Source organism: Bifidobacterium sp. LH_389 (genome assembly GCF_056357235.1).
The window spans coordinates 464,722-486,375 of sequence record NZ_JBKEVR010000001.1; the positions used below are offsets into that span (position 1 = coordinate 464,722).

The window sequence follows — 21,654 nt, forward strand, 5'->3', positions numbered from 1 at the left end:
AATTTAGAACACCTGTTCGACAATTCTCCTCGGGCGCGTCGCTCCTGCCAGGAGCGCCCGGCCCCGCTCCACGGCCACCCCGCGCCAGAACTCCTCTCCCCATGAAATCGGACTACAGTGGCAGTCAGGAGGTACAGCATGGCGATTGACGCTCCGGATTGGGTTCGTAACGCGGCGATCCGCGCCTTTGCATACGTAGTGGACAGCGGCGTGCACGAGCGGGCGGCGAGGCTCGAACTGCCGGCCGACGTGAGGTGCGAATCTCCCGTGCCCTACCTGCCCGACGGTGACCCGTCCCACCGACTCGAGCTCATGCGCCGCACCGACGCCCCGCGGCATGCCCCGGCATCACTGATCGTGGACATCCACGGCGGCGGCTGGATACACGGCCATCTCGACGTCAACCGCTTCTACTGTTCGCGGCTGGCGGAGCACGGTTTCGCCGTGGCGAACGTGGACTACCGCAACCAGCCGGACACCGACCTTGCCGGGCAGGTGCGCGACCTGTTCGCCGCCCTGCATTGGCTTGCGGACCATGCCGCGGCGGAACGCCTTGACCTGCGCAACGTGTTCCTGACCGGAGACTCCGCCGGCGCCCATCTCGCCCTGCTCATCCACTGCGTCAACGGATCCGCGGCATTGCAGCGCATCTTCGGCGTCGAGTCCGAACCGCGGATCACGGTTCGCGCGATCGGTCTCGTCAACGGCGTGGTTGAGGGCACGTACCGTGTGGCCCCGCCCAGTCCCCTGCTCGCCATGGCCGACCGAGCCCTGCTCAAGGTGATGTGCGGCGGCGACCCGAACGCCCCGTGGCGCTCCTACCGTTCGTACGAACGGTTCGCGGCCGGTGTCGCTCTGCCGCCCACGTTCGTCATGACCGGAGTGGCGGACCCGTTCTACGACCAAAGCCGCCGCCTGCTGCGCTGGCTCAAGGCCCGGGACGTGGAAACCGAACGCATGGTCTGGCCCGACGATCGCCGTCTCGGCCACGTGTTCAACATCACCGAGGTGGATTGGGAGGAAAGCCGGCGCACCAACGACGCCATGTGCGACTTCTTCGCGCGTCACATGGCCTAGCGGCCGGAGCCGGAGTACTCTTCGAGCGTCTGCCCGCTGACGTGCATTGCCGCCGCCGCATCGACTCCGACGTACCGGTAATGCCACGGCTCGTACCCGTTGCCAGTCACCGCGGTGCGGCCATCCGGATAGCGCAGGATGAACCCGTAGCGATGCGCGTTCGCCGCCAGCCAGCGGTATACGGTCCAGTTGGCGTCGGTCGCCCTGCCCCGCGCGTTGACATCCACGGCCAGACCGATCTCATGCTCGCTCGTTCCCGGAACCGCCACCCACTGTTCCGCACGGGCCTTCGCCTCGTCGGCCGGCATGCCGCCGCCACGGTACTCGGCGATCTTCTCGTCCATCAGGCGCTGCTGCACGTCACGCGTGCGAAAGCCTGCCGTCACCTCCGGATCGAGCCCGTCCGAGCGCATGGCGTCGAACATGCGCTGCAGATCCGGGTAGATGCGCGCATCGACCTGCTGCCCGTTGCGCAGCATCGTCAACTCCGGCTTCGGGTAGCCGGAGGGAATCGCACGCCATCGGTTCACCACGATCAGATTCCACCGCGTGGAATCGTATGCGGCGGCGGACCGATCCTGCACGAACGGCGCCCAGTGCATGAGGCGACCAGCGCCCGACGCCGCCAGAACCACCGCCGCCACGCACACGACAAGCACGGCCGCGCGCTTGAGCATTGCGATCCACGCGCGGCGCATGCGGAAGACGGCGAACGACCGCACGTCGCCCCCTGCGGCGGGTCTTGCCATCGCATTCGCCGCCGCATTCTCGTTGATGTCCCGCGAGCGCATCCCGGTTCCTTTCTCTCGATCCGCCGCCTCCGTGATGCCTCCACGCTATCGGCAGTCCGCCGTGCGAGGCCATCGGCCGGCGGAATGATCCCGCCACATCCCGCCATCTGCCGCTCATCCCCGGGGATGATTCCCGCACGGGCAACGCCTGCTGCACAAGCGGCACGCGTACAATGCCCTTCGTGGCACAGACACAATCAACGCAGACGCAATCGACGTCATCAGGGCAACGGGCAACGCAGCCTGGGCGGAATCCGCAACCGGCGAACCAGACGCACTCTGGCCGCGGGAACACCGCCGGCAGGGACCTCGGCACCAAGCCGATCGGCCGGCTCGCCGTCTCGCTCGCCCTGCCCGCCGTGGTGGCGCAGGCCTGCAATGCGCTGTACACCATCGTCGACCGGCTCTTCCTCGCCCACATCCCCGGAGTCGGCAGTCTCGCCATGACCGGCGTGGGCATCTGCTTCCCCATCCTCGTGGCGGTCTCCGCATTTGCCATGCTCGTCGGCATGGGTGGCGGGCCTCTGTCCTCCATCGCACTGGGCCGCAGCGACCGCGCGCTGGCGGAACGCTATCTCGGCACGTCCGTGGCGGCGATCATCGTTATCGCGCTCGTGCTGCCCACCGTGCTGCAGATCTTCAAGGAGCCGGTCCTCCTCCTCTTCGGCGCGAGCCCCGCCACGTTGCCGTACGCCGTCGAATTCCTCACCGTCTATCTGTCCGGCACCATCTTCGTACAGCTGTCCCTGGGGCTCAACACGTTCATCACCGCGCAGGGGCGGGCGCGCGTGGCCATGGGGTCGGTGATGATCGGCGCGCTGAGTTCGCTGGCCCTCGACCCGCTGTTCATCTTCGCGCTCAATATGGGCGTGCGCGGCGCGGCGCTGGCGAACGTGATCGCACAGGGACTGTCCGCCGCGTGGGTGCTGCGTTTCCTGTCCTCCCCGTCCAGTGCGATCCGTCTCAAGGCATGCAACATACGCCTCTCCCGGCTGCTTGGCCCCATGCTGTTCCTGGGCGTTTCGCCGTTCATCATGCAGATCACCGAATCCGTGATCCAGGTGGTGTTCAACTCGTCGCTGCAGCGCTACGGCGGCGACGCCTACGTGGGCGCCATGACCATCATGACGAGCCTCATGCAGCTCATCTTCGTGTTCTCGCAGGGCATTTCGCAGGGCGTGCAGCCGATCATCGGCTACAACTACGGCTCCGGAGCGTACGACCGCGTGCGCCGCGCCTACCGCGGGACCATGGCCGTGCAGGTGGCCATCAACTGCACGATGACCACGCTGTTCGCCCTCTTCCCCGCGTTCTTCGCCTCCCTGTTCACGCAGGATCCGGCGATCGCCGGCGTGGTGACGGCCACGCTGCCCTATTACGTATGCGGCATGGGACTGTTCGGCATCCAGAACGTGGTGCAGTGCGCGTTCGTGGGCATGGGGCAGGCGAAACCGTCCCTGTTCCTGGCGGTCTTCCGCAAGCTCATCCTGCTCGTACCCCTGGCGTTGATCCTGCCCGAGCTGGGACTCGGCACGTTCGGCGTGTTCGTGGCCGAGCCGATCTCGGACGCCACCTCCGCGCTCACGGCCGGGGTGCTGTTCGCGTGGTGGTCGCGGCGGTTGTTGGGGACGGACGAACGTGCGGACGACAGTGTATCTGCGTAGGCGGGGCAGATTCGGCGTCGTGCAGCAAGCCATCTGCGTTCCTGGGGGATCTCGGCATTCGTCAATCGCGGCAGAGCCGTAAAAGAAATGCCGGAATTCCGCGGTTTCCTTCCTGCAGGGTTTCGCGATTTCATGCGAATGACGCCAATGGGCTCCCCCACGAACGCAGATAGCATGCTGCAAAAACGAAAATCTACCCCACGAGTGGAAATAGCCAACATCACATCGTCCCCTGCCACCGTCTCCTACGACCGGCGGCGACATTCGCCGCACGCGCTCCGGCCCTAGTCAGTCCGGAGCGCATCCATCGGTGCCATCCGCGCGGCGCGCCCCGCCGGGCGAAGTCCCGCCGCGACGCCCGCCAGCACAGCCACGGCCCATACCTCCGGCAGCAAAGGCCAATCCGGCACGAACGGCTGCGACGTCAGCCGTGCCGTCAGCCAGACGGTCAGGGTGCCGACGCCCAGCCCGACGGCGCCCGAAAGCCCCGCAAGCATGGCTGACTGGATGACGAATTGAAGGCGGATGCGCGCTGCGGTGGCGCCCAGGGATCGGCGTAACCCGATCTCCTCGCGGCGTTCCATCACTGCAGCCGCCATCGTGTTGGCGATGACGATGCCGCCCACCGCCAGAGAGACCGCGCCGATCAGCATGCCGAGTGAGGCGAGTGAGCCGTCCGCCTCCCCGCGCGCCTTCGACAGGTCCGCGGACGCCGTGACGGACACGACACCTCCAGAGGGATTCGCCGCGTGCGCAAGCATGCGGCGGACTGGTTCAGTCGTGCCGGGCTCCTCAGCGGCCTCGGACGTCGTGCGCACGTAGATCGCACTGATCGCATGGATCGATGCCGTCAGATCCGGATACTGGAAAGCCGCCCACGATTCGGGGATCACAACGGCCGTGTTCAGCGCCGCAGCCTGCGGAACGTCGTCCAGCACACCCGTCACCCCATACCAGACACCATCGATGAGCACGCGGTCGCCGGCTTCGCGCACGCCCAGCCGATAGGCGGCCTGCGAACCCAGCACCGCCACGGGCAGCGCACCGCCCGGCGGGACGGATGCCTCCCAGCCATGCCCGGAGGCATAGGCCACGCCGATCGCCTCGAGCACGCCCGGGGAGGCTATGTTGACCGACAGTCCGTTGCCGTTGGTCCTCGGAACCAGATCGTTGCGGAACACCTGCATGCCCTCGGGTGCCGTGCGGAACACGCCGACCCGCTGCACGCCGGGCTGTCTGGCGAGCGTCTGCGGCGACCAGTCGGGCAGCCGCACGCTTCTGCCCGCCGCGTCCTTGCCGGGTTCGATCACGGACAGGTTCGCTCCCAAGGCATCCAGCCGGGCGAGCAGCGCGGCGCGGTTGGACGCGGCGATTCCGGACAGCGCCACGGTGGCTGCCAATCCCACGGCCACGGCGAGACCGGCCAGCAGGGACCGGGCCACGCGGCCGGATATGCCAAGCCATGCGGCACGCAGCAGATCGGTCATCTCGCTCCCCTTCCCGCCTCCCCGCAGCCGGCACTGCAGTCGGTTCCGCCGCCGGTTCCGTCATCGGAATCTTCCGAGGCCGCATCCTCCACCACGCCGTCACGGATGCGTAGCCGGCGCGGGAAGCGCGCGGCCACGGCCGGGTCGTGCGTGACGACGACCAGGCTCGTTCCGCGGTCCGCCCCGCCCCCGGACATCGCGAACAGCAGGTTCACGATCGTGCGGCCGGTGTTCGTATCGAGCGCCCCGGTGGGCTCGTCGGCGAAGACCACCTCCGGCCGTTTGGCCAGCGCCCGGGCGATCGCCACCCGCTGGCATTCTCCGCCGGACAGTTGCGACGGCCGGTGCCCCAGACGGTTTCCCAGGCCCAATCGTCCCAACGCCTCGGCGGCGAGGTCGCGCCGGCGTCTTGCGGGCACTCCCGCATATTCCAGACCAACCGTCACGTTGTCCAAGGCCGACAGGGAGTTGAGCAGATGGCCCTGCTGGAACACGAACCCGATGCGTTCCGCGCGCAGACGGCTTCGGGCACGGTCATCCATGCCCGTCACGTCCCGTCCGTCGTATCCGAGCCGTCCGCTCGTGGGCACGTCCAGCGTGCCGAGGATGGACAGGAGGGTCGATTTGCCGGAGCCGGACGGCCCCACGATGGCCAGACGCTCCCCGTGCCCGATGCTCAGGGACGTGCGGTGCAGCGTTTCGATGCCGCCGCCCGCCGGAGCGGGGAACGTCTTGGTGACATCCGTCAGTTCGATGAAGGCGCTCATGCGATCACCACCCTGTCGCCGACCGTGACGCCGTGGGCCTCGGTGAGCTGCACCCGGGCGCCGGCCACGAGGCCTATCGTCACTCACACGCGTTCGACCGTATCCCCGCGCACTACGTCGATCGCGTACCCGCCGTCCGAGTCGGCGATCAGTGCGGTCACCGGTATGATCAGCGTTTCGCCGTCGGTCTTTTCGCCCGGAACGGTGATGCCGACGGCTGCCGTGCCGTATTTCGCCACCTGCATCTGGTCCGTGAAATCGATGCGCACGGACGGTTGTGCCGTTTGCCCGTCGGCGGTCGGTTGCCCGCCCGGATCGACTGCGGCGAGCGCCACGTCGAGCGTGGCGTTGTCCGGAAGGGTGAGGGTCGCACGGTCTCCCGGCTTGAATGTGGCGGCCTGGGTGGCGCTGATCGTTGCGGAAGCGTGCAGGGCGGTGCCGGTATAGCTTGCCGGGCTGACGTTCACATCGCCGGTCTTCGCCTTCAGCATGGTGATGCGGATCGGCGCACTGGCCACGAGGACGACCGATCCCGGTCGGAAGATGCCGTCCGCGAGCGCCGCCGGTCGCCCGAGGGCTTTGCGCTGCCATGCCTTCACGGCGCCGGATGTCCGCAGGTCGTAGTGGCTGTCCGGCGTTGCGGCGAAATATCCGAGGCCTTTCAGGTTGTCCTCGAGCTGACGGATGTCCGGCCCGTCGGTGGCGTCGGCGTCGATGGTCCGCCAGAACGGGCGATCCCCTTGAAAGAGCGGTACGGGCGTGCCGTCGTTTTCGTAAACCTGTTCTCCGAGATCGATCCGGGCACCGGGGTCCGGCAGCCGGGTGATCATGCCGGTTGCCGGGGCGAGGTCGGAGGGTTCGTCGTAGGAGAGCCGGCCGTTGAGCCGGGTCTCGGCGACGAGCGATCCTCGCGTGACTTCCTGCGTGCGCAATGTACTGACGTCCGTGGCGGCGGTGCGGCCGGCTGCAACGGGGCCGTCGTGCAGGAGCGTCCATGGCCGCAGTGCGATGCCTGCGAGGGTCAGCGCCGCCGCGGCCGCGAGTGCGGTCAGCCAGGTCAGCGCCTTGCGCGTCTTGCCCCTGCCGTTCGGGGCCGTCATCGGGATGCCTCCTCAAGCGCCCTGTCGTAGTCCCAGCCGTAGTCGGTGACGCTGCCGTCGAAGCCGTAGGATATGACGCCGGTTGCGTCCGGGACTTCGCTGAGCAGGCGGCGGAATTCGCTTTCCGAGACGGTTCTGGGGATCATGATGGTGGTCGGGTTGGCGGCGTCGGGATCGGCGACCCAGGCGAAGCCTTTGCTCCGGGCCTGCTTGGCATAGTCGAGTGCGGTCTGCTTGTCCGCTTCGGGGATGAAGGGCTGGCCGTTGTCCGGTACGGGTTGCGTGAAGTCGGGATGCTCCCGTTCGCAGGCTGCGTAGTCCTCCCTTTTGGATTCGTAGGGCGAGCCGGCAAGGGACCGGGAATCCTTGAAGACCACCCATCGGGCGTTGCCCTCCACGGACACGTAGGCGGCGTTTGCGTACGGGTCGCTTTGGGCTCCCGTCTGGTCGCCGGACGAGGAGACGCCGGCCGAATCCCCGTTCAGCGTCATGGGGTTGCCGGACTTGTCGATCATGCGCAGTTCGACGGCGATTCCCGTTTCCTGTCCGCCCTGCGAGGGAACCGATGCCGCGGCACGGGCGTCGAAGCCCTTGCCCGTCAGGCATGCGGCGAAGCGCTGCGCGGTGGTCTGCGAGGAGGTTTGCGTACCGGCGCCGTTGACGGCCGAACCGTCGCCATTCGTGGCGGACGGGCCGGAGCAAGCGGCCAATGGGAGCAGGCAGACGGCCGCTACGGCGAAGGACAGGCGGGTGAGGACGGGATTCGATGCGCCCATGATGGTTCCTTTCGACAGGGCCCGCGGCGTTGGGCGGCGGGCACGGTTCCATGGAACCTCGGCATGCGTGAGCCGTAGGTGGCTTGACGCCTTACCCTCGCCTTACCTTGGGACCGGCATGCGGCGTGATAATGGGGGCGGAGGAAAGGCTGGACTGATGCGCATTCTGATCGTGGAGGACGACCTCGAGCTGGCGGCCGCGTTGGATGACGCCCTCGGCCATGAGGGATATGCGACGACGGTGGCGACGACCGGCATGCAGGCGCTGCAGATGCTGGGCGGGCAGGATACGGACATCGTGCTGCTGGACAGGGATCTGCCGGTGCTGTCCGGCGATGCGGTGATGGAGACGATCGTCGCCCAGAGCATTCCGGTCGCGGTGATCATGCTGACGGCGGCTTCGGGGATCGGCGACAGGGTCGGAGGGCTGGATCTGGGTGCCGACGACTATCTGACCAAGCCGTTCGCCTATCCGGAGCTACTGGCCCGTATCCGCGCGGTGCGGCGCAGGATACCGGCAGGACCGTCCGATGGCGGCGGGGCGGCTGGGCGCGCCGGAGTGCTGGTGCGCGGCGATCTGACCGTGGATGCGGTACGCCGGCTCGTGTTCGAGGGGCGTGACCGCAATCAGCGGCTCGTCAGGCTGACGCCCAAGGAGTACGGCATACTGCTCGAGCTCATGCGTGCGGACGGCGGTTACGTGGACGCGCGCGAACTGTACGACGCCGTCTGGCAAGAGCATGCCGCAACCGAACCGGGAGACGTGGTCAAAACGACCGTATACTCGCTGCGGCGCAAGCTTGCACACCGGGATGCGATCGTCTCGATGCGAGGGGAAGGGTATAGGTTGCGATGAAGGCACGGCGCGCATGGACACGGATGTTCACCCTAGCATGGCGTCTGGTACCGCGGACGTTCGCCGGCAGACTGACCCTGGCCATCAGTCTGGTGTTCCTCGCGTCGATGGGACTGGCCACCGTGGTGCAGACAGTGACCGCCAACGACGTGGCGGTCTCCGCGGTGAGCGCCGTTGTCAGCCGTCAAGGTGCGCAAGGAGCGCCTGCCGACAGCCCGGCAGGCGGCACGACGTCTGGTGGCGGCACGCAATCCGGGACGCCGCCCGAGGAGGCAGGCACATGCTCGTATGCGACACAGGGCACTACGGCCGACGGCACGGCGCAGCTCGGCAGCAACGTCCCGTACCGGATCGATTGGGATGCGAACGGCGCTACGGTCCTGCGCGCGCCGGACGGGTCCATAATCTGGCAGCAGGATTCCGTCGCCGCCTCGCTCCGGCTCAGTGCGGTGGCAACGTTCATGGTATTCGGCGCGGCAAGCATTCTGGCCGTCTGGATCGTTACCCTGCACATGTCCCGCCAGCTGCAATCCATCAGCGACCAAACCGCATCGCTGAACCCGTCGAATCCCGCCGCCCGCATCGACACGGGGGACGGTAGGCCCGGCCGCAGAGCCGTGGAGATCACCAGACTCGGCAACGCGATCAACGGCATGCTGGAACGCATCCAGGCCGCGTCCGAGGCCGAACGACGGTTCGTGTCCAACGCATCGCACGAGCTGCGCACGCCGATCGCCGCCGTGGAAACCAACCTCGACGCCCCGCTCGCGCAGGGACGGTTTCCCGGCGATGTGGAACCGTCCGTACGCCGGGCGCTGACGGCGAACCGGCGGGGAGCCGCGCTCGTGGAGGCGTTGCTGACGCTGTCGCGCATTCAGAGCGGAACGCTCGGCCCTGCGGATGCCGGAGGCGCGGGTCGCGCGGCGGCACGCGGCAGCACCGACCTGAACGCGTGCGTGAGCGAGGCACTCGCCGATGTCCGTCAGGCCGTCGAGGAAAGGCACATCCGCGTCCGCCTGCGCTACAGGGGCGTTCCGTCGGACGGCCTGCCCTGCACGGTCCCGTCCCCGCGCCCATTGCTTGATCTGGCCGTGGGCAACGTCATCCGCAATGCCGTGGTGCACAACGTGCCGGACGGCGGCGAGCTGAACGTGACCATCGGACGCCGTGCCGGCGCGAGCGGCGGTTCCGTCACACTCACCGTGGAGAACAGCACCGATGCGATCCTGCCGGCCGATCTTGCCGAGCTTCTCCAGCCGTTTCACCGGGGTGCGGATTCGCGTATCAGCGCTTCGCCCGGCGCGGGACTCGGACTGTCCATCGCCGCGGCATCATGCGATGCCATGAATGCCACGCTCGGGCTCTCCTCGCCGGAGCGTGGCCGATTCCGCGCCGAGATCACCTTCGGGGGCTTCGCTTCCCCACGCGCTGTCACGCACGGCCATGACGACGGCCATGCGGACTAGTGCCGCCCGGATCGCTCAATACCCGTGCGCGTGCAGGTAGTCGTCGTCGAAGCCGAAGTAGTGGCCGAGCTCGTGCAGCACCGTGGTGCGGATCTCGCCCACCATTTCGGCGCGCGTGGCGCACAGGCGCTCGTGCGGTCCCTTGAACACGGTGATCACGTCGGGCATCACGCCGCCGTATGCGCTGGTGCGCTCGGTGATCGGGACGCCTTCGTACAGGCCGAGCAGTTCGCCGTCCGGGTCGCACATCGAGGCGCGTTCCCGTTCGTTCGGCTCGTCGGCCACGGCCACGCCCACGTTGTCCAGTGCGGCGCGGAACCGTTCGGGAACCCCGGCAAGGGCCTCCCCCACCGCAGATTCGAATTCGGCGTCGGTCATGTGCATGGCGCCCATCATAGCCGCTCGCAGGCCTCACCGGCAGTGCCGTTCCGCATCGGTCGAACGGTTCGGTATGATGGACCGTTGGCATGCATGACGGCCGGAGTGTGACCGCATACGGAAACGACGGGAGTGAAGGGCGGATTATGGCGATTGAGGCACAGGGTCTGGAGATTCAGATCGGCGCGCGCACGTTGCTGCACCCCACGGACTTCCACGTCGCCAAGGGCGACAAGATCGGTCTGGTGGGCCGCAACGGCGCCGGCAAGACCACGCTCACCCGCGTCATCACCGGGGACATGCTCCCCTCCGCCGGCAAGGTGCGCGTCTCCGGCAAGCTCGGCTACCTGCCGCAGGACACGCACGCCGCGGACCCGACGCAGTCCGCGCTCGACCGCATGATGAGCGCGCGCGACATCGCCACGATCATCAGCCGCATCCGCAAGGCCGAAAAGGAGATGACCGACCCGGATCCGGACGTGATGAGCCGTGCCATGAACCGCTACGACAAGGCCATGCAGGACTTCGACAAGGCCGGCGGCTATGCGGCGCAGTCCGAGGCGATCGCCATGGCCAGTTCGCTGGGTCTGCCGCAGGAGGTCATGCAGCAGGAACTCGGCACGCTCTCCGGCGGCCAGCGCCGACGCATCGAACTGGCGCGCATCCTCTTCTCCGATGCGGACACGCTGATCCTCGACGAGCCCACGAACCACTTGGACGCCGACTCGATCGAATGGCTGCGCGGCTACCTCAAGCGCTTCGAGGGCGGCTTCCTCGTGATCTCCCACTCCACCGAACTGCTGGACGAAGTGGTGAACAAGGTGTGGCATCTGGACGCGCAGCTCGGCCAGATCGACATGTACTCTCTCGGCTGGAAGGCGTACCTGCACCAGCGCGCCGTGGACGAGGAACGCCGCCGCCGCGAACGCGAGGTGGCGGAGAAGAAGGCCGACCGCCTCATGAAGCAGGGCATCCGCCTGCATGCGAAGGCCACCAAGGCCGTGGCCGCGCAGAACATGATGCGCCGCGCGGAGAAGCTGCTCGAGAACACGTCCGAGGCGCAGAGGAAGGAGAAGGTGGCGGACATCCGCTTCCCCGAACCCGCGCCCTGCGGCCGCACACCCATCATGGCCAAGGACATCTCCAAGGCATTCGGCTCGAACATCGTCTTCGCCGGCATCAACCTCGCCATCGACAAAGGCTCCCGCGTGGTCATTCTGGGCTATAACGGCGCCGGCAAGACCACCACGCTGCGCATCCTCGCCGGCGTGGAGGATCCGGACACCGGCGAGGTCGTGTACGGTCACGGCGCGAAGATCGGCTACTTCGCCCAGGAGCACGACACCCTGGACCTCGACTCCACCGTGCTCGAGAACCTCCAGCACGTCGCCCCCGAGCTCAACGACACGCAGGCCCGTTCCATCCTCGGCAGCTTCCTGTTCTCCGGCGACGACGCAATGAAGCCCGCCCGCGTGCTCTCCGGCGGCGAGAAGACCCGTCTGGCCCTTGCCACCCTGGTCACCTCCCGCGCCAACGTTCTGCTTCTTGACGAGCCCACCAACAACCTCGATCCCGCCTCCCGCGACGAAATCCTCAAGGCCATCGCCAAGTACGAGGGCGCCATCGTCCTCGTCACCCACGACGAAGGCGCCGTTGAGGCCCTCAACCCCGAACGCGTGCTGCTCATGCCCGACGGGGACGAGGATTTGTGGAACGACTCCTACCTCGAACTGGTGGCCGAGGAATAACGGAGCGTCGGCGGCGTTGCCCTCGGTCGACGTACCTTCGTACGCCTTCCCTCGGTGCGCCTTGCCGCCGCACGCGTTATTCCTCGGCCACGGCCGGTGTCCGGATGTCGGCGGCGTTGCCCCTCGGTCGACGTACCTTCGTACGCCTTCCCTCGGTGCGCCTTGCCGCCGCACGCGTTATTCCTCGGCCACGGCCGGAGTCGGGGAGCGTCGGCGCTATTCGGTCAGTCGCCCGCCGTACCGCTCGATCAGACCGCTCTGTACACGCTCGAATTCCGGAAGGTAATCGTCGATAATGGCATCGACCAATGCAAGGGCCTTGTTCCCGTCGTAGATGTGCGCCGAGTCGTTGCGGTCGCGCAGCATGCGCAGCCACAGCGACTCATCCATGAAGTCGTAGTACTGGAATGCCGCCTTGATCACGTCGCGCGGCGATCCTGACGCGCCGACGGGGTCGCCCTCGTATGCGAGCAACGCCTTGAAGAGCTTCCACCCGAGTTCGAATTGCAGCTCGAACTTGTCGATGATGCCGCTTTGCACGAATTCGTTGGTCAGGTCCTGTTCGGGCGCCCGCCGCAGCGCAGCCAGCGCGGATGCATAGTTGTCATACTTTCTCATACAGCACCTTCCCCGTACGGGCTATCTCATCGCGGAACCCCGGATCGATGTCCGCGTCAAGATCGATCACGTCAAGCTTGAGCAGGGACCACAGATCGTCCTGTAACCTGGCCTTGAGCGCATCGAAGTCGGGGCATCCGGCCACAGCGAGATCGATGTCGCTTTTCGGCCGGTTCGTCCCCTTTGCGCGGGAACCGAACAGGATGACCTTACTCGCTCCCGCGGCGGCGGCGAACGAACGAATCTGCGCGTACACGTCCTCGATGGGAATCATGCCGGACTCCTTCGCGTTCCTCGTATCGTTCATCCTGCCGTACATCTTATCCGGTTCGCGTGGATTGCCCCGTCAGTGGTCGCCGGCGTCCGCCGTGTTTTCAGCGTCCATTGTGCCGTCTGCGGGTCTGGCGTCCTCAGCGGGTTCTGCGGTCTTCGCGGCCTCGTTGATGCAGCGGATCGCGTTGAGCGTACGCGGGTAGCCGATGTACGGCATGCACTGGGAGACCACGGCGATGAGGAATGCCTTGCCGTTGCCGACCCGGATGTTCGCGCCGGCATGCGCGGTGAGTTGCGGCTCGCACCCGCCCTGCGCCGCGAGGAAGCACAACGTGATCATTTCGCGCCGGCGCACGTCCAGACCGCCGCGCGTGTAGTAGTCGCCGAAGCAGTTGTCGGCCAGCCACCTGTTGATGTGGCGCGTCTCCTCGGGTCCGGATTGGGCGAATCCGCGCATGTGCTCGCCGAAGATGTCGATCTGCGCCTGCTCCCCGGCGGTCGCCCGGGTTTCCGGCGTGACGGTGCCCTGCGTGGGCAGGGGCAGGGACACGTTCATCGCTTCGAGCACTTCGTTGGTCTTCTTGAGGAACGGCAGGACGCGGCCGAACCCGAGGTATGCCACCGCCTGATAGACGATCTCCTTGGCTTCGACGCCGGTCACGCCCGATTCGAAGGCGACCGGGAGCATGAGCTCGTAGTCGTCGATGCCCTGGCAGCCGATCAGAGTGGCGAGGATCGCCATGGAACGGGTGGCGTCGTCCAGATCCGGATGGTTGGCGCCCGGATCGTTGACCACCTCGTCGTAGGCGAAGCGGGAGAACAGCTCCACGAACTCCGGGTCCGTCTCCTGCAGGGTTTTGTCGTTGTTCCAGAATTTGTTCATACGGGACCTGAGATCGTCGAACATGGTGTTTCCTTTCTGTGAGCGTTCCAGCCGGCTATTTCGCCGCGGCGCCGGCCTTGCCTCCCACCTGCATGCGCTTGACCTTCTCCACAATGTCGCGGTTCTCCTCGAGCAGCCGTTCGGCGTCCTCCTCACGGCTCTCGGCGATGGCCCGCCAGTACAGGGTCTTGAATGAGACGTACGCCTGCTGCATGCGGATGGCCTCGGCCTTGGCGGCGAGTCGCAGGGCCTGCGCGTCGAGCAGTTCCATCTGCCGGCGCGCACCCTCCGGCCCATCGAACCGGTTGGCGAGGTAGGCGCGCATCGCCTCGAGCGGCATGCCCGTCGCCGCAAGGCAGGACACGGTGGTCAGGGCCTCCAGATCCGCGTCGGAGTAGGCACGGTGGCCGGAGCTCGGGTCGCGGGCGATGGGGTCGATGATGCCGATCTGCTCGTAGTAGCGCAGGGTCGATTCGGGCAGGCCGGAGATCATCGACGCCTCGCGGATGGTGTGCCAGGCGGCGGGTGCCGCGGCATGCTTTGCGGTGGTCATGGTTCGTACTGTAGGAACTTCGAGCGCTTGAAGTAAATCGCCGACACGCGGAGCATCGCGAAACCGCTGTTCTATCGAGCTGTAGAACAGTCTGCCCCACTGTTATACAGTCAATCATGACAGTGGAGCAGATCCTTGGTATGCTGCGCCTCAGCGCTCGCGGTACACCTTGGTGTACGAGCCCTCGGCGCGCGGACGGACCACAATCTGGTCCACGTCCACGGTGTCCGGCTGGTCGAGCGCCCACGCCACGCACTCGGCGATGTCTTCGGCCTTCAGGGGGTCCGGCACGCCGGCGTACACGGCGGCCGCGCGCTCGGCATCCCCGCCGAAGCGCTTGAGGGAGAACTCCTCGGTCTGCACCATGCCGGGCGCGATGTCGATCACGCGCACCGGTTCGCCGATCTGCTCGAGCCGCAGCACGCGGGCCATCACGCGTTCGGCGAACTTGGAGGCGCAGTAGCCGGCACCGCCCTCGTACGGTTCGATGCCCGCCGTGGAGGAGATGACCAGCACCGTGCCGCCGCCGGGAGCCTGCTTCAGGGCCGGCAGAAGCTTCTGCGTGATGCGCAGCGTGCCGAGCACGTTGAGCTCGTACATGCCGCGCCAGTCGTCCAGACTGGCCGTGGCGACCGGATCCTTGCCGAACGCGGCGCCGGCGCAGTTGACGAGCGCCTTGACCGGTCCGCCGACCAGCACGCGGTCCACGGCGGTCTGCGTGGATGCCTCGTCGGTCAGGTCGCACACCGAGTAGCTCACGGCCGGGCCCACCTGATCGGCCAGTTCCCTGAGCCGATCCTCGCGGCGGGCCAGCGCCACCACGTTCCACCCGGCCTTCGCCAACGCGCGCACACTCGCCGCGCCGATGCCGCTGGACGCGCCGGTGACCACCGCACGCCTTGCGGACGCGGCATTCGCTTCGCTCACATCACCCATCGCAGACCTCCATTCAACTTTCAACCCCGGTTGTCGAACATGGACAGGACCATCTTGCTTGGCTCGACCGCGTAGACCGTATGCGGCAGACGCGTGCCGAGATAGACCACGCCGCCCGGCGCGAGTTCCACCTCACGGCCCTCGGCGCCGATGCGCAGGAGGCCGGAAAGCACCTGGATCATGACCGGCATCGCGGCAGTGTGCTCGGTGAGCACCTGATCCCTGTCGAAGGCGAACAGGACCGTGCGCAGCCCGTCCTCCTTGAGCACGGTGCGCGAGACCGTCGCCTCGGTCTGGATTTCGACCATCGAGGCCAGATCGGCGATGTCGACCATGTGAGGCGCGGCGGCAGCCGTCACAGGAGCCGCAGCCGGCGTCCCCTGGCCCGGCCCGTGGCCGCCATGCTCACCGTGGCCGCATCCGCATGCGCCGTCGCAGCGGTGATCGTGTTCGTTGGCCATGTCAAACCTCCTTGGAACGCGCGGGCGCGGACTGTTCCGCCCCGGAATGCTCGGAATGACCGGAATGATCCGTCCCCTGCATTGTACCGTCGGGACCGTCCGCATCGCCGCCGTCCTCGTCGGGGCAATCCTCATCAAGCCCGTCAAGCACCACCTCGCGCAGGCCGGACAGGTTCGTGTCCGGATCGCGTCGGGCGACGTACGCCTTGGTGGCCACCTCGAGGATCTCCGCGGTCTTGCTTTCCGGCGCGGATACGATCACCTGGAAGCCCAGTCGGGGCAGCACGGACAGCGCGCGCTGCGTGTACCGGCCGTCGGCCTTGATGAGCGCCTCGTCCAGAAACAGCGTGGTGTAGGTGGGTCGGCCGATCACATCGCCGCCGAGCAGGTAGATGAGCGCCGCGCCATACACGAAGCTCGTGAGCTCCTGCAGGGCGCCGCCGGACTTGCCGCCGGTGGAAGTGATGCGCTCGTCGGGCCCGTTCTCGTGGTGCACGGTGGCGTAGAACCGCGAACGGCAGCGCGGATCGAGGTTGCGCGCTCCGTAGCTCTTGATGCCGTTGGCGTCGCGCACCTGGTCGAGCTCCTCACGCAGGCGGCTCACCAGTCCCTTGCACTTGGCGAAGATCCGGCGGGCGTCGTTCGCATCGGCATGCTCCGCGTCCGCAGCCGCCCCGCCGCCCATGGCGCCACGTCCAGCCTTCCAGTCGGACAGCATGCGCATCGTGCGCCTGAGCAGGTCGGAGAAGGCGGTCTCGGGCGCGCGTACGTCGGCGCCGATGGACAGCCTGCCGTGCCGCGGGCCGAACGACTGTCCGTCGAGCATGGCGTTGATGCGCTCCAGCTGCTCGCCTATGCCCCGCGCATCCGTGTCGATCGCGCGGCCCAGCTGCGTGAAGTCCATGAGCATCTTGTCCAGGCAGTTGGCGTACTCGTCGTCGGTGGCGTTCACCGCAGTCAGACGTGCGAGGCTCTCCAGCTCGTCAAGGTAGTACTTGTAGTCCTTCACGCTGGCCGTGAGGGCGTCGTCGTCCGGCGCGTACCACTCGATGTAGTCGGCCATCTTCGATTCCACGGCCGCGCGGGCCGCATCCGTCTGCGAGCGCAGTGCGGCGATCCGCTGGCCGATCTCCGCGCAGATCGCCGCCACGGCCCGATCGGCGAACCGTTCCGTCGTGCCGTTGCCGGCGCTCGCCGCGGAGACGACCACGTGCGCTCGATCCTCTGGGTGCAGCACGCCGGCGAAGTTGCGCTCGTAGGCCTGAGCTAGATCGTCCGCCACGTCCGCGTCCGCCGTGACCGTGCCGTCGGCCGTCTGCACACCCTGCGTTTCGAGCCATGTCCGTTCGGCGTCGATCGTGCGCTCGGCGGCCGTGCGGGACAGTGCGATCCGGGACGCCTCGGTCTGCGCGGCGGTCATCGTGTCCGTCAATTCGCGCTTCATGCCCAGCAGGTCAGCGAGTTCGGGGTCGTTGCGCGCGGCGTCGATCCGCCGCCCCGCATCGGCAACGCGGGATTCGGCAGCTTCCACGTCCACCTTGTCCCAAGTCGTGTATGCAAGGGCGCCGGACAGTTCGCGCCGGGCGTGCAGCGTCTCGATCGCCGCCTTGGCTTCACAGTAGCGCTCGTCCGCCTCCTGCAGTCGTCGCTGCGCATCGTCGGCCTGAGCGCGCAGATCGGCCAGATACGCCTCGTTGGCGAAGCCGATCACCGCGGTGATGCCCCTGGTGCCGTGCCATCCGCGTTTGCCGGATTTGAGCTGGCCGTCGCGTTGGACCTGTCGGGTCTGGCGGTCGGCATCGTCGATCGCGTCCACGCATTCGGCGTCCAGACGCTCCGAGCAGGTCTGCGATCTGAGCCATCCGGCGAACGGGGAGTCCTCGCGGTATCGCAGTTTGCCGGACATCCAACCGTCGTACGGTTCGTCCTGATACAGGGCGTCGGTGTCCACGAACGTCCAAGTGCGGCGGGTCATGAGCTTCGGGTCGATGGCGCTGACCTTGCGCGCGAAGCCACGCTCGTGCCGCTTGTCCACCAGAATGGTCTGGGCCAGCTGACCGTACACCACGTTCATGGCGGCGCGCCATTCCTCGGCGTCCTCACGCACGTCCATGAGTTCGGCCGCGTACGGCAGTTCGTCGGGGGTCAGTCCGGTGGCCTTGGCGAGCAGCGCCCTTGCCTCGTCCATGGACTGGGAGATGCGCGTGCGCTGGCGGCTTTGGCGTTCGTAGTCGCGCTTGAGCGTCTTCAGGTCGCGGTCGGCCTGCGAGCGCAGGCCCACGGCCTCGTCCCGCTCGGCTTCGAGCTCGTCCATGCGACGGTCGGCGTCGGCCAGGTTCACGGCCATGCGGCTGCGGGCCTCCTGCCATGACGTCTCGTTCGTGGGCGTGGCTTCGCCGGCGTCCCGGAATCGCGCATCCATGCGCTCCCGTTGCGCGCGGGTTTCCTCCAGCAGGCGCCTCTCCTGTGCCAGCCGGGCTTCGAGCCGGGCCAGGCTGCCTCCGTCGTGTCCCTGCAGCCGCGCCTCGATCTGCACCAGGCGGTCACGCAGGTCGTCGGCCTTGCGGGCGGCGGCGCGTTCCGCGTCCTTCAGTCGGTTTGCCTCGGCCTCGTCCAGCGGCAGGCGGTCGCGCACCTCGCCGGCCATGCATTCGAACGCCCATGCGCGGATCGTCGACGCACCCGTTTCGCCGTTCGGGTCGACCGGCTCGTATGCGTGCAGCCGTTCGAGGGCGGCCGCGTAGTCGCCGTAGCGGGTCTGGATGTCCTTCAGGCGCGCGATGCGCTTGGCCTTCTCCTCCATCGCCCGGAAGTTCTCGTCGTAGCGGTCCCAGTCGTCCACCGCGGCGCGGGCGAGTTCCAGCGCGTCGGGCACGCCGAGCACGCCCTGCTTGAAGATGTCGTCCAGACGGGATGGCGCGTCGGCCGACTGGATCTTGTGCAGGAGCCTGCATGCGCCCTCGCTCAGTCCCATTGCGTCCCAGATGTGCGCGTGGAATGCGGCGGCGTTGGGGAAGGTGGTGCAGCCGGGGTATGCGGCCCTGAGCTGCGCGGGCGTGAAGTGCGTCTCGCGGAACCGGTCCATGGCCCTCGGGTCGAACGGTTGGTCCCACACCGCGTACTGGCGTCGCACGTCCCCGGGGCCGTCGCCGGCCGTCAGGTACAGGAATTTGCCGCAGGAGAGCGTCTGGCCGGTGGTGCGGTTCGAGTAGACGTCCACGATCGCGCCCCACACGGACTGCGGGGCCCCGTTCTCGTCGCGGCCCCTGAGGAAGACCGGCTTGTCCCCGTCGGCGTAGCCGAGCATGCCGCGCAGGTATGTGTAGTCGCTGCGCTCGGAGCGTCCGGAGTTGGAGGCCTTGTTGAACGGCGTGCCTGTGGGGTACAGCAGGGAGATCTGCGCGTCCACGAGCGTGGACTTGCCCGATTCACTGGCTCCGGCGAGCAGCGTGACCGGCATGGTGCGGTCCATGGACGGTTTGAATTCGTGGTAGCCCTCGTAGGAGCCCCAGTTGACGATCCGGCGGCTGGAGAGCATCCACCGGTCGGCGATCATCGCCATCTCATCGCGTTGCGCCATCGGCGTCATCCCCCGTTCCCTTGCCGTTTTCCATGCCGTCGGCCGCATCGACCGCGTCGGAACCGTCCGTATTCGCGGCGAGCCATGTCTCGGCCAGCGCGCGGTCCAGCACCACCGGCACGAGCGGCGTGATGCGGAACATGCCCTCCTCGTCGTCGGACGGATCCAGATATCCGTGGGTCGTGGCGACGGAGACGACCGCCACCACCTTCCGGGCCACGCCCTCCTCATCGTTGCGCGCGGCCAGATACCCGGCACCCGTGGTCAGGGCGGCGCGGATCTCCTCAAAGCTGACCACCCATTCGGCCGGCTGCGCGTGCACGTTCTCGTAGTCGAGCACGCGGATGCGCAGGAAGGCGAGCAGGGCGGCCTCCTCGCGGGTCAGGCTCGCACGCGTCTTGAGCGATCGGATCGGCGCGTCGGAACCGCCCGCCGGGGTGGCGTACATGACGTGGTAGCGCGTGTTCACCACCAGCTCGAGCATGTCGTTGTTGAGCGAGCGGATCACGTCGTCGCGGTTGTCCTCCACCACCTCGAACAGGTCGCCGGTGATGTAGCGGTCGCGTTTGAGTGCGATGGCGGCCATGCGTGCGGCGGCCGGCATGGCGCTGGTGTCGCCCTCGAACAGGGCGTTGGGATTGGCGATGTCGCTCATGCCCGTTCCTCCGTATCCTCGGTCGTGCCGTTGCGCACGATGTCCTCAAGTTCCTCCGTCGTGGCCATCACCGGCCGCGTCAGCCACACGCGCGGCGTGCCGTCCAGCGACACGCAGCGCCATGCCACGTAGTCGCCGCCCGCATCCACCGCCAGCCCTTCCAGGAAGCCCACGATCTCGCTTTCGCGCCGTTCCTTCGCCGCCAGCCGGTTGAAGCTCGCGGCCATGTCCACCAGTCCGCCGCGCATCACGGGATTGCGGCGGATCAGCCCCGCCATGCGCGCCAGACGCGGGCCTCCCGTCTCCAGCATGGACCGGATGTCCTCAAGCCCCTCGGCAGACCCGCCGCTGCGGTCGTCCAGCCCGGGCGGGATGTCACGGGTCAGGGATTTGGCGGGACGTGTGGGCAGTACGCCCAGACGTGCGAAGGACACATCGGTGCCGTACGGTTCTTCGGGGGCGTCCGGATGGGCGCGGGCCTCGGCGTTGAGCTTGACGAACAGCCTGTTCAGCGTGGAGAGCATGGTCCGGTAGCGGGTGTCGGTCTGCTGGCGCACGAGCCGGCTGACCGCCTCGTCGGATGCGCGCATCTGGCGGCGCACGTCCTCGATGCCGTCGTAGATGCGCGCGAGTTCGGCCTTCACCTGTCCCAGCAGCGTGCCCGGCTCGCCCGTCAGATACGGGGTGCGCGCGATGTCGCGGATGGCCTCGTCGATCTGCTTGCGGCCCTCATCGGTAACGATCACCTGAAAGGCGTCCTCGAACCGGCGACCGGCGTCCGACTCGCGGAACGAGCGGCGGTAGTCGTCATGGTAGGCGGTGAGGATGTCATCCACGCCCATGTCCCCCGCCTGCATGCGCCGGCGCAGCGCATCGCCGTTGTCTCGCTCGGTCAGGGCCAGTTCGCGCAGGTCGATCGGCACGCCGCGCAGCGTGTTGTGCACCACGGCGATGATGTCCTCCACCTGGCTTTCGTTCAGGCTGCGCTCGTCTTCGCCGTTGAGGATCCGATTGATCTCGCGCTTGTTGGCCTTGATCTCCCGGTTGAGCAGCGCGATGCGCTCCAGAGGGTCCTCGGTGAGTCGTATGCGCGCGTGCTCGATCTCCATGATGATGGAGTTGGCCTGTGCGCCAGACAGCGTGCGCGTGGTGTCCTCAAACCGGGACAGGGCCTCGATCGCGCGGTGGGCGCGGGCGGTGAGCCGGTAGAGGAACCGGTGGGATGCCACGTCGAGGGAGTTGGCGAGCCAGGCGTAGTCGCCGTCGCCCTCGCGGGTGAGCTCGGCGAGCACCCCGCGGGCCGCATCGGCCAAGGTCTGGTCGTCGCGCAGCGTGTAGTCGCCGGCGTCGATGAGGCTGCGCAGACCCTGCGCGAGCCGCTCCTCCAGCACCTCGCGCGTGAGCTCGCCGGTCAGCGGATCGAACGAGGAGCGCAGCAGGGCCACGTACATCATGGAGTTCTGCCGCAGCAGCAGACGGAGCACGCCCGTCTCGTAGACCGGCCGAAGCCGCTCCATCTCCCGTCTCACATCGGCCAACGCATCCTCTTTCCACTGCCTTGCCATTCCCGTTTTTACCTACAGCA

20 protein-coding genes are annotated in these 21,654 nt (G+C 67.4%); 5 read left to right on the forward strand and 15 right to left on the reverse strand.

The features are described from left to right. Positions 1 to 138 precede the first annotated feature (138 nt). Complete coding sequence (locus tag AC1AZA_RS02055) at positions 139 to 1,077, forward strand: alpha/beta hydrolase (RefSeq protein WP_476513067.1); 939 nt, start codon at positions 139 to 141, stop codon at positions 1,075 to 1,077. On the opposite strand, the gene AC1AZA_RS02060 is transcribed toward AC1AZA_RS02055, so the two are convergent. Continuing rightward, positions 1,074 to 1,868 (reverse strand): M15 family metallopeptidase, encoded by a 795-nt coding sequence (locus AC1AZA_RS02060; protein ID WP_476513068.1) that lies wholly within the window; start codon positions 1,866 to 1,868, stop codon positions 1,074 to 1,076. The genes AC1AZA_RS02055 and AC1AZA_RS02060 overlap by 4 nt on opposite strands. Before the next feature lie 182 nt (positions 1,869 to 2,050). Between AC1AZA_RS02060 and AC1AZA_RS02065 the strand changes: the two genes are divergently transcribed. Beyond that, positions 2,051 to 3,532, forward strand: coding sequence for an MATE family efflux transporter (locus tag AC1AZA_RS02065; RefSeq protein WP_476513069.1), 1,482 nt, complete (start codon positions 2,051 to 2,053; stop codon positions 3,530 to 3,532). Between the two features lie 284 nt (positions 3,533 to 3,816). Here AC1AZA_RS02065 and AC1AZA_RS02070 read toward each other — a convergent pair whose 3' ends face one another. The 4 genes from AC1AZA_RS02070 to AC1AZA_RS02085 form a co-directional block, all read right to left on the reverse strand. Continuing rightward, a complete protein-coding gene (locus AC1AZA_RS02070; protein ID WP_476513070.1) occupies positions 3,817 to 5,019 on the reverse strand; it encodes an ABC transporter permease in 1,203 nt (400 codons plus the stop codon). Then, the gene (locus tag AC1AZA_RS02075) at positions 5,016 to 5,786 is read right to left on the reverse strand and encodes an ABC transporter ATP-binding protein (RefSeq protein WP_476513071.1); all 771 of its coding nucleotides are present in this window, start codon (positions 5,784 to 5,786) and stop codon (positions 5,016 to 5,018) included. Before AC1AZA_RS02075 ends, AC1AZA_RS02070 begins: the two co-directional genes overlap by 4 nt. A gap of 83 nt (positions 5,787 to 5,869) precedes the next feature. After that, entirely contained in the window at positions 5,870 to 6,886 is a 1,017-nt protein-coding gene (locus AC1AZA_RS02080; RefSeq protein WP_476513072.1) for a peptidoglycan-binding protein, read from the reverse strand. Then, positions 6,883 to 7,662 carry a hypothetical protein gene (locus tag AC1AZA_RS02085; RefSeq protein WP_476513073.1) on the reverse strand — a complete coding sequence of 260 codons (780 nt, stop codon included), beginning with the start codon at positions 7,660 to 7,662 and terminating at the stop codon, positions 6,883 to 6,885. The genes AC1AZA_RS02080 and AC1AZA_RS02085 overlap by 4 nt, the downstream gene beginning before the upstream one ends. A 157-nt stretch (positions 7,663 to 7,819) precedes the next feature. On the opposite strand from AC1AZA_RS02085, the gene AC1AZA_RS02090 reads away from it, so the two are divergent. Both AC1AZA_RS02090 and AC1AZA_RS02095 read left to right on the forward strand, forming a co-directional pair. Beyond that, positions 7,820 to 8,518 (forward strand): response regulator transcription factor, encoded by a 699-nt coding sequence (locus AC1AZA_RS02090; RefSeq protein ID WP_476513074.1) that lies wholly within the window; start codon positions 7,820 to 7,822, stop codon positions 8,516 to 8,518. 23 nt (positions 8,519 to 8,541) lie between these two features. Beyond that, positions 8,542 to 9,984: a sensor histidine kinase gene (locus AC1AZA_RS02095; protein ID WP_476513075.1), complete on the forward strand. Its 1,443-nt coding sequence runs from the start codon at positions 8,542 to 8,544 to the stop codon at positions 9,982 to 9,984. Between the two features lie 15 nt (positions 9,985 to 9,999). Here AC1AZA_RS02095 and AC1AZA_RS02100 read toward each other — a convergent pair whose 3' ends face one another. Next, positions 10,000 to 10,368 carry a metallopeptidase family protein gene (locus AC1AZA_RS02100; protein WP_476513076.1) on the reverse strand — a complete coding sequence of 123 codons (369 nt, stop codon included), beginning with the start codon at positions 10,366 to 10,368 and terminating at the stop codon, positions 10,000 to 10,002. Between the two features lie 140 nt (positions 10,369 to 10,508). Here AC1AZA_RS02100 and AC1AZA_RS02105 point away from each other — a divergent pair, with 140 nt between their 5' ends. Next, positions 10,509 to 12,110 (forward strand): ABC-F family ATP-binding cassette domain-containing protein, encoded by a 1,602-nt coding sequence (locus AC1AZA_RS02105; protein WP_476513077.1) that lies wholly within the window; start codon positions 10,509 to 10,511, stop codon positions 12,108 to 12,110. A 216-nt stretch (positions 12,111 to 12,326) separates the two neighbouring features. Here AC1AZA_RS02105 and AC1AZA_RS02110 read toward each other — a convergent pair whose 3' ends face one another. From AC1AZA_RS02110 to AC1AZA_RS02150, 9 genes are all read right to left on the reverse strand, one after another. Next, positions 12,327 to 12,728, reverse strand: coding sequence for an HI0074 family nucleotidyltransferase substrate-binding subunit (locus AC1AZA_RS02110; protein WP_476513078.1), 402 nt, complete (start codon positions 12,726 to 12,728; stop codon positions 12,327 to 12,329). Continuing rightward, complete coding sequence (locus AC1AZA_RS02115; RefSeq protein WP_476513166.1) at positions 12,715 to 13,002, reverse strand: nucleotidyltransferase family protein; 288 nt, start codon at positions 13,000 to 13,002, stop codon at positions 12,715 to 12,717. Before AC1AZA_RS02115 ends, AC1AZA_RS02110 begins: the two co-directional genes overlap by 14 nt. A 72-nt stretch (positions 13,003 to 13,074) precedes the next feature. Further along, positions 13,075 to 13,908, reverse strand: a complete 834-nt coding sequence (locus AC1AZA_RS02120; RefSeq protein ID WP_476513079.1) for a carboxymuconolactone decarboxylase family protein — start codon at positions 13,906 to 13,908, stop codon at positions 13,075 to 13,077. A 31-nt stretch (positions 13,909 to 13,939) separates the two neighbouring features. Further along, complete coding sequence (locus AC1AZA_RS02125; RefSeq protein WP_476513080.1) at positions 13,940 to 14,437, reverse strand: MerR family transcriptional regulator; 498 nt, start codon at positions 14,435 to 14,437, stop codon at positions 13,940 to 13,942. Between the two features lie 150 nt (positions 14,438 to 14,587). Next, positions 14,588 to 15,373, reverse strand: coding sequence for an SDR family oxidoreductase (locus tag AC1AZA_RS02130; protein ID WP_476513081.1), 786 nt, complete (start codon positions 15,371 to 15,373; stop codon positions 14,588 to 14,590). Between the two features lie 20 nt (positions 15,374 to 15,393). Further along, a complete protein-coding gene (locus tag AC1AZA_RS02135; protein ID WP_476513082.1) occupies positions 15,394 to 15,834 on the reverse strand; it encodes a cupin domain-containing protein in 441 nt (146 codons plus the stop codon). 1 nt (position 15,835) lies between these two features. Beyond that, positions 15,836 to 19,414: an ATP-binding protein gene (locus AC1AZA_RS02140; protein ID WP_476513083.1), complete on the reverse strand. Its 3,579-nt coding sequence runs from the start codon at positions 19,412 to 19,414 to the stop codon at positions 15,836 to 15,838. Continuing rightward, positions 19,398 to 20,069: a DUF4194 domain-containing protein gene (locus AC1AZA_RS02145; protein ID WP_476513084.1), complete on the reverse strand. Its 672-nt coding sequence runs from the start codon at positions 20,067 to 20,069 to the stop codon at positions 19,398 to 19,400. Before AC1AZA_RS02145 ends, AC1AZA_RS02140 begins: the two co-directional genes overlap by 17 nt. Continuing rightward, positions 20,066 to 21,607: a DUF3375 family protein gene (locus AC1AZA_RS02150; protein WP_476513167.1), complete on the reverse strand. Its 1,542-nt coding sequence runs from the start codon at positions 21,605 to 21,607 to the stop codon at positions 20,066 to 20,068. Before AC1AZA_RS02150 ends, AC1AZA_RS02145 begins: the two co-directional genes overlap by 4 nt. Positions 21,608 to 21,654 lie beyond the last annotated feature (47 nt).